The sequence below is a fragment of the Erwinia oleae genome, assembly GCF_000770305.1.
Classification (GTDB): Bacteria; Pseudomonadota; Gammaproteobacteria; order Enterobacterales; family Enterobacteriaceae; genus Erwinia; species Erwinia oleae.
In genome coordinates, this window is the sequence record NZ_JNVB01000032.1 from 38,934 (window position 1) to 45,527 (window position 6,594).

Here is a 6,594-nt window from a genome sequence, read left to right on the forward strand (position 1 = left end):
CGGGTATGGCGACAGCGCCGTACCCGCTTCGGCACTGCTAAGCAGGTCAAAGAACGATATGCAGGCTCTTATGGAAAAACCTCAGGCTTTTGAGAATCGGGTACTGGAACGCCTGAACGCGGGTCGTTCGGTCAGGGGTTTTCTGATTGCGGCGGTTGAACTGCTGGCAGAGGCGGTTAATCTGCTGGTGATGAAGGTGTTCCGCAAGGACGATTACGCCGTAAAATATGCGGTAGAGCCGCTTCTGCTGGGCGACGGCCCGCTTGGCGAACTGCCGGTGAGACTGAAGCTGATCTATGGCCTGGGTGTTATTAGCCGCGACGAATATGAAGACGCCGAGCTGCTGTTGGCGCTGCGCGAGGCGCTGAACGACGACGGCACCGACTACCGTTTTACCGATGACGAACTGCTTGGGCCATTCGGCGAGCTTCACTGCGTGGCGGCGTTGCCTCCTCCTCCCGATCTGTCCATTGACGATATAAATCTGCGCGCCATGCTGCAACAGCGCTATCAACAGATGGTGCGTTCCACACTGGTGCTCTCTCTGACCGAGCTTATCTCCCGCATCAGCCTCAAACAGGCCTTCAAAAAGTAGTCTCCGACCTTTCCCTCTCCCCGTCGCTTTCGTGTATCCTTGCGGCAACGAATCACTGCACGGTTAATCATGATGAAAGAACAAGTTCAGGCAGAAATTAAGACGCTGAGCGATAAGCTGGATGCCTTAACGCATAAAGAACCGCAGCTGCTGGAGTCCGGCAACGCGGAAAAACTCGGCGAACTGCTGAAGGAAAAAGAGAAGCTGATCGCTGAGATCGACCGCCTGCGCGGCGTGCGTGAAGAGAAGCTGAGCAAAGAAGCGCAGAAGCTGAAAAAGATGCCGTTCAGCCGCGCTATCACTAAAAAAGAGCAGGCCAATCTGGGCGCGCTGAAAAAAAGCGTTCGCGGCATCGTTGTGGTTCATCCAATGACCGCGTTAGGCCGTGAAATGGGCCTGAAAGAGATGACCGGCTATGCGAAAAGCGCATTCTGATCCGATAGCGTCCGCTGCTGCCAGGCAGTGAAAGCGACACGGTTACACAGGTACATGAAGGTCAATGGCCGCCGGGCAAATCTTTACCCGGCGGTCGACATCTTCACAGAGCAGTGAGCCTGTTCATCTTCAGGTTGCCAACGGCGCCAGTGATGTTCGGTTCATCCAGGGTTTGTAGGAACAGAGTGGTCATCCCTTCCCTTCTTTGTCGCTCAATCAGGGCGTTACGCTTTATCAATATGCCCTAAATCCCGTTCGGGAAAACAGATATCACGCACCCGCTGCTTCAGCTCCTTCACTTCCGGAAAACCGCCATGGGTTTTGCGATCCCAGATAAGCTGCCCGTCGATGGCAATCTGATAAATGCCGCCGGTACCCGGAATCAGGGTAACCGAGGCCAGGTCGGTGCTGAAGGTGTGCAGCAGTTCCTGCGCCATCCAGCCTGCACGTAGCAGCCAGTTGCACTGGGAACAATACTCAATGGTTACGGCGGGAGAGGTTTTCATGACGTGTCTCCTAAAAAAATCTGACTCTCATCTTCGGGCGACAAAACGGGGGCTGTCAACGTCCATGCAGATTGAATTGTGAATAAATTATGGAGGCAGTTGATATAGGTAATCAATATTATTATCATTCTCATTTGCAAGCATGAGTCAGGGATCGACATTTATAACGCGCAGCAGGCGCATACTCTTCTTTTAGCGGTTTTTACGCCAGCGGCAGCAATGTATGAGTCGATACTAATAAAGAATAAAGGCTTACTAAAATGCGTAAACTCTTTTCCTCACAGGGAATTGCCCGTACCACGGTGCTGTTCGGCACGCTGGTGACCTCTGGCTATTCCGTCGGGGCTGAAACAGCCGCCAATGCCCTCCCGGCGACCACAACCTCCGGCAAACCGCTAAACGTTTCGGGTAAAAAAACACATCCGTCTGAACCGCTGATGGTGGTGACGGCCCCGCAACAGGTAAAAGAAGCGGGTAGTAAAACCACCGTCACCGCCGAAGAGATGCAAAATAAAGGCGCCAATGATTTTGGCTCTGTTATGCGTTACGAGCCGCTGATCAGCGCCACCGGAACCAGCGGCGGCTCTTCGGCTGGCAAGAGCGGCTTCGACCGCAGTGGCTACACCGGCTACAACATTCGTGGTCTGGAAAGTAACCGCGTCGGGCTGGATGTGGATGGCATTCCACAACCGGCCGCGACGGGGCGAAGCTATGTCGGACGTGCCGGACTGAACACATTTGGTATCGGGCGCGATTACATCGATCCTTATATGTATGGTCAGGTTGATATCGAATCGGGCGCCACGTCAACGTCAACGGCGAATAATGCCATCGGCGGCGCCGTCTCCTTTATGCCTAAATCGGCGGATGACTACCTGACACCGTACAAATCAACTTATTTTGGTTATCGATCAGATTATGACTCTGCCAACCGTAGCTGGCACAACGGCATTACCGCCGCTGCGGGTGATGAAATCCTGCGTGGCGTCTTTGTTTACAGCCGCCGTGACGGCCAGCAGACCCGTAACAACAGCGGGACGATTGATGCGTATCCGGCTAACTGGCACTCCAACGCGATGCTGGCCTCCGGTATCTGGCAGCCGAACGACGCGCATAAGCTGACCGGCACCGTCGACTATTATGATAAGACTAACCATACCCACTACGACGCCTGGGACAGCAGCGGCAACACCATCTGGGGCACCGCGCAGCAACAGAGCAACACCCGCCGTTGGGGAATCAGCCTTAAGGATGAGTGGACGCCTGCCAATGCCTACATCGACAGCCTGACTTCGCGCGTGTTCTGGCAGCAGACGCAGGCGCACGACAATACCTTCATGCCATCCAGCGCCACGGCAATGGAGCGGGTCTATTCCGATTACGATGTGGATACCCTGGGCTTTGACACTCAACTGACAAACAGGCTCGGTCGTCATGAGCTGAGCGGTGGCCTGAATGGCAGCATCAGCGACACCAGCCGTCCGTTCCGTCAGGCGCCTCCGGCCAGCCAGTACAGCGTGATCATGCAGCCTGACGCCGACAGCCGCACTTACGTACTCGGTGGCTACGTACAGGATAAAATTCACTTCGATCTCAACGGTCATGATTTCAGCGTGGTGCCAGGCGTACGCGTGGCGCATCAGTCAACTCAACCTGAAAACCTGAGCAGTCTGACCACCGGCAGCAGCGTGCTGACTGAAGAGCAGCTAAAAACGCTGTATGGCAAAGAGAATAGCGACACCCAGCTCCTGCCGTCACTGAGCGTCAACTACGACATTACGCCAACGCTGATGACCTGGGTGATGTACAAGCGCGGCGCTCAGTTCCCTAACGCCAGCCAGCTGTATGGTTCCTGGAACCTCGGTTCAAGCTATGCCGGAAGGCAGCAGTACGCACTCATCGGCAACAGCGATCTGAAAACCGAAACCAGCGACAACTACGAGTGGGGGCTGAAAGGGCAGCCCGTGGAAGGCGTCTCGCTGAACGCGGCGATGTTCTATAACACCTATGAGAACTTTATCGCTTACACCCGCTATACCCGCACCGGTAATCCGTCGATGTTCGGCAATGTACCGTCGAATATCTACACTATCTATCAGGCTGAGAACCGCGATAAGGCTTATATCTATGGCGGCCAGGTCAGCACTAAACTGAACGTCGGCACCTGGTTTGAAGAAGTCAACGGCCTGAGCGCTACCTTCGCGCTGGGCTACAGTGAAGGGAAATCAAAATCCCGCTACTCCGGCGACAGCTATGTCGACCTGGACAGCGTGGCGCCGGTAAAAGCGATTGTTGGCGTGGCGTGGGACGATCCGGCCAGGCGTTATGGCACAGCAGTAACCGCAACCTTTGTGAAAGGCAAGCGCGCCACCGACACCAACCGCGAAAGCTACGCCAACGACGGCTCTGCTCTGACGGATTCCTCCACCGAATATATGCGCGTGCCGGGTTACGGTATGGTGGACATGACGGCTTACTGGCAGGTGGCGAAACATGTCCGGGTGAACGGCGGCATCTATAACCTGACCGACCGTAAATACTGGGATTACCTGAGCAGCCGTAACCTGACGGAAAGTACCAATCAGGATGCTTATGATAAAGCGCTGGCAGTGATGCCGGGCCGCACCTTCCAACTGGGTGTCAATATCGACTTCTGATCGTAACGCCTTTTAATTGACCACACGCTGCCCTGCATATTTCGCAGGGCGCAAAGGAGAGCAAATGGAGATGAGTAGCCTTTACCAACGTTATCAGGCGCTGAAGGCAGAGCAGCCGAAAACATATGCCCGCGACCTCGCTGGTCTGCTTGGCGTCAGTGAAGCGGAGCTGACCCAGGCCCGCACTCAGGATGATGCGGTGGCGCTGAGGCCTGATTTCACCGCACTGTTACCGGCGCTGGAAGCGGTGGGCGAAACGAAATCCATTACCCGCAACGCGTATGCCGTGCATGAGCAGGTAGGACGTTATGAAAACTTACATCTGGGCGGACATGCCGGGCTGATCCTTAACCCACGCGCGCTGGACCAGCGCATTTTCCCTTCGCAATGGAAAAGTGTGTTTGCGCTGCTGGAGAAAACCGCGCGCGGCGATCGCCACAGCATTCAGATTTTCGATGCACACGGTGACGCCGTCCTGAAAATTTACGCCACGCCAGAAACCAATATGGCGGCCTGGCAGGCGCTGCTGGCAGCGTTCTCCGTCAAAGAGGCTTCTGCGCTGGCAGTGAGCCCGGCCCTGCCGGTGACGTATAACGAGCAGCCTGACCCCGCGTTGATTGAACAAGAATGGCACGCCATGACTGACGTACACCAGTTCTTCGGCCTGTTAAAGCGTCATAATATCTCCCGACAGCAGGCATTTCGCGCTGTTGCCAGCGATCTGGCGCAGAAAGTGGATAACAGCGCGCTGAGCGAGCTGCTGAAGCTGGCACAAAACGATGGCAATGAGATCATGATCTTCATTGGCAACCGTGGTTGCGTGCAGATCTTCACTGGCGTGGTGGAGAAGCTGATGCCGATGGAGAACTGGCTGAACATTTTCAACGCAACGTTCACCCTGCATCTGATGGAAGATACCATCGCCGAGAGTTGGATAACCCGCAAATCAACGGCTAACGGTACGGTGACCAGCCTGGAACTCTTTGCTGCCGACGGTACGCAGATTGCCCAGTTGTACGGTCAGCGCACCGAAGGTGAACCGGAACAGGCCCGCTGGCGCGAACAGATTGCCATGCTGACAGGCGAAGGAGCTGCCGCATGAAAGCGTGGCTGATAGCATTGCTGACGCTGCCTTTTTCGCTGATGGCGGAACAGCGTATAGTCTCAATTGGCGGCGACGTGACGGAAATCATCTACGCGCTGGATGCGCAACAAAGCCTGGTGGCGCGTGATTCCACCAGCCAGAAGCCTGCCGTGGCCATCAAACTGCCCGACGTTGGGTATATGCGCCAACTGAATGCGGAAGGGATCCTGGCGATGAAGCCCACACTGGTGATTGCCAGTGAGCTGGCTAAACCGTCGATTGCACTACAGCAGATTGAGCAGGCTGGCGTAAAGGTGGTGACGGTGACGGGGGAACCTTCACTGAGCGCCATCCATCAGAAAATTGCCACCATCGCCCGCACGCTGCACCGTGAAGAGCAGGGCAAATCTCTTGAAGCCAAAATTGACAGCCAGCTGACCGGCGCGTCGAGCAAGCCGCTGCCGGTTAAGGTGCTTTATATCCTTAATCACTCCGGTATGAAGGCGATGGCCGCCGGAACGGATACCGCCGCAGATGGTGCGATCCGCAGCGCAGGTTTGCAGAACGCCATGGGTAACATTCGACACTATCAGGCGCTGACTCAGGAAGGCATTGTGGCGAGCGCCCCGCAGCTGGTGGTAATTGGCGAGGATGGGCTGAAGGCGATGGGTGACGAAAATAAAATCTGGCAGTTGCCTGGTCTGGCGCTGACGCCGGCGGGAAAAACCCGCAGCATGCTGGTGGTGGATGAGATGTCGCTGCTGGCCTTTGGCCTACAGACCCCGGGCGCAATTGCCAAACTGCGCAAAGCAGCGGAAGCCGTAGCGCAATGAAAACGGTGAACGTGCAGCGCGGGTTGCTGGTGATGCTGGTACTGATGCTGGCGATGGTCGTGTTGGCCGCCAATATCGGCGCGATGCGACTGTCACTGCCTGTTGTCTGGCACGCCCCGTCTGACAGCATGATCCGGAAGATCTGGTGGACTATTCGTTTGCCGCGCGTTCTCCTGGCCGTGCTGGTGGGCGCCGCGCTGGCGCTCTCCGGCGCAATGATGCAGGGTCTGTTTCGCAACCCTCTGGCCGATCCCGGCCTGATGGGGATTAGCAGCGGTGCGTCGCTGATGCTGGCCTTTTCCATTGTTATTCCTGTGACGCTGCCCGCCGCGCTGGCGCTGTGGTGGCCGATGCTGGCCGCTTTTGCGGGCAGTATTGTGGTGACGGCGATCATTTTTATCCTCAGTCGCCACAGCAGCACCACTCTCTCCCGGCTGCTGCTGGCCGGAATTGCCATTAACGCTCTTTGCGGTGCGGCGGTTGG

General features: G+C 56.2%; 7 protein-coding genes. 6 read left to right on the forward strand and 1 reads right to left on the reverse strand.

The window, feature by feature from the left end; translation table 11 throughout:
* Positions 1 to 70: 70 nt before the first annotated feature.
* Together GS12_RS12005 and GS12_RS12010 are read left to right on the forward strand one after the other, a co-directional pair.
* Positions 71 to 595, forward strand: coding sequence for an MltR family transcriptional regulator (locus GS12_RS12005; protein ID WP_326929890.1), 525 nt, complete (start codon positions 71 to 73; stop codon positions 593 to 595).
* A 72-nt stretch (positions 596 to 667) separates the two neighbouring features.
* On the forward strand, positions 668 to 1,030 hold the full coding sequence (locus GS12_RS12010) for a YibL family ribosome-associated protein (RefSeq protein WP_034918059.1): 363 nt from the start codon (positions 668 to 670) through the stop codon (positions 1,028 to 1,030).
* A 224-nt stretch (positions 1,031 to 1,254) separates the two neighbouring features.
* Here the strand turns inward: GS12_RS12010 and GS12_RS12015 are convergent, their stop codons facing one another.
* On the reverse strand, positions 1,255 to 1,536 hold the full coding sequence (locus GS12_RS12015) for a SelT/SelW/SelH family protein (RefSeq protein WP_034918060.1): 282 nt from the start codon (positions 1,534 to 1,536) through the stop codon (positions 1,255 to 1,257).
* A 260-nt stretch (positions 1,537 to 1,796) separates the two neighbouring features.
* Here GS12_RS12015 and GS12_RS12020 point away from each other — a divergent pair, with 260 nt between their 5' ends.
* The 4 genes from GS12_RS12020 to GS12_RS12035 form a co-directional block, all read left to right on the forward strand.
* A complete protein-coding gene (locus GS12_RS12020) occupies positions 1,797 to 4,193 on the forward strand; it encodes a TonB-dependent receptor domain-containing protein (RefSeq protein WP_034947233.1) in 2,397 nt (798 codons plus the stop codon).
* Positions 4,194 to 4,263: 70 nt separating this feature from the next.
* Positions 4,264 to 5,295 (forward strand): hemin-degrading factor, encoded by a 1,032-nt coding sequence (locus tag GS12_RS12025; RefSeq protein ID WP_034947258.1) that lies wholly within the window; start codon positions 4,264 to 4,266, stop codon positions 5,293 to 5,295.
* Positions 5,292 to 6,110, forward strand: a complete 819-nt coding sequence (locus GS12_RS12030) for a heme/hemin ABC transporter substrate-binding protein (protein WP_034947236.1) — start codon at positions 5,292 to 5,294, stop codon at positions 6,108 to 6,110. Before GS12_RS12025 ends, GS12_RS12030 begins: the two co-directional genes overlap by 4 nt.
* Positions 6,107 to 6,594: FecCD family ABC transporter permease (locus tag GS12_RS12035; protein WP_034947239.1), on the forward strand; the 488-nt coding region annotated here is incomplete at its 3' end. The genes GS12_RS12030 and GS12_RS12035, both read left to right, overlap by 4 nt.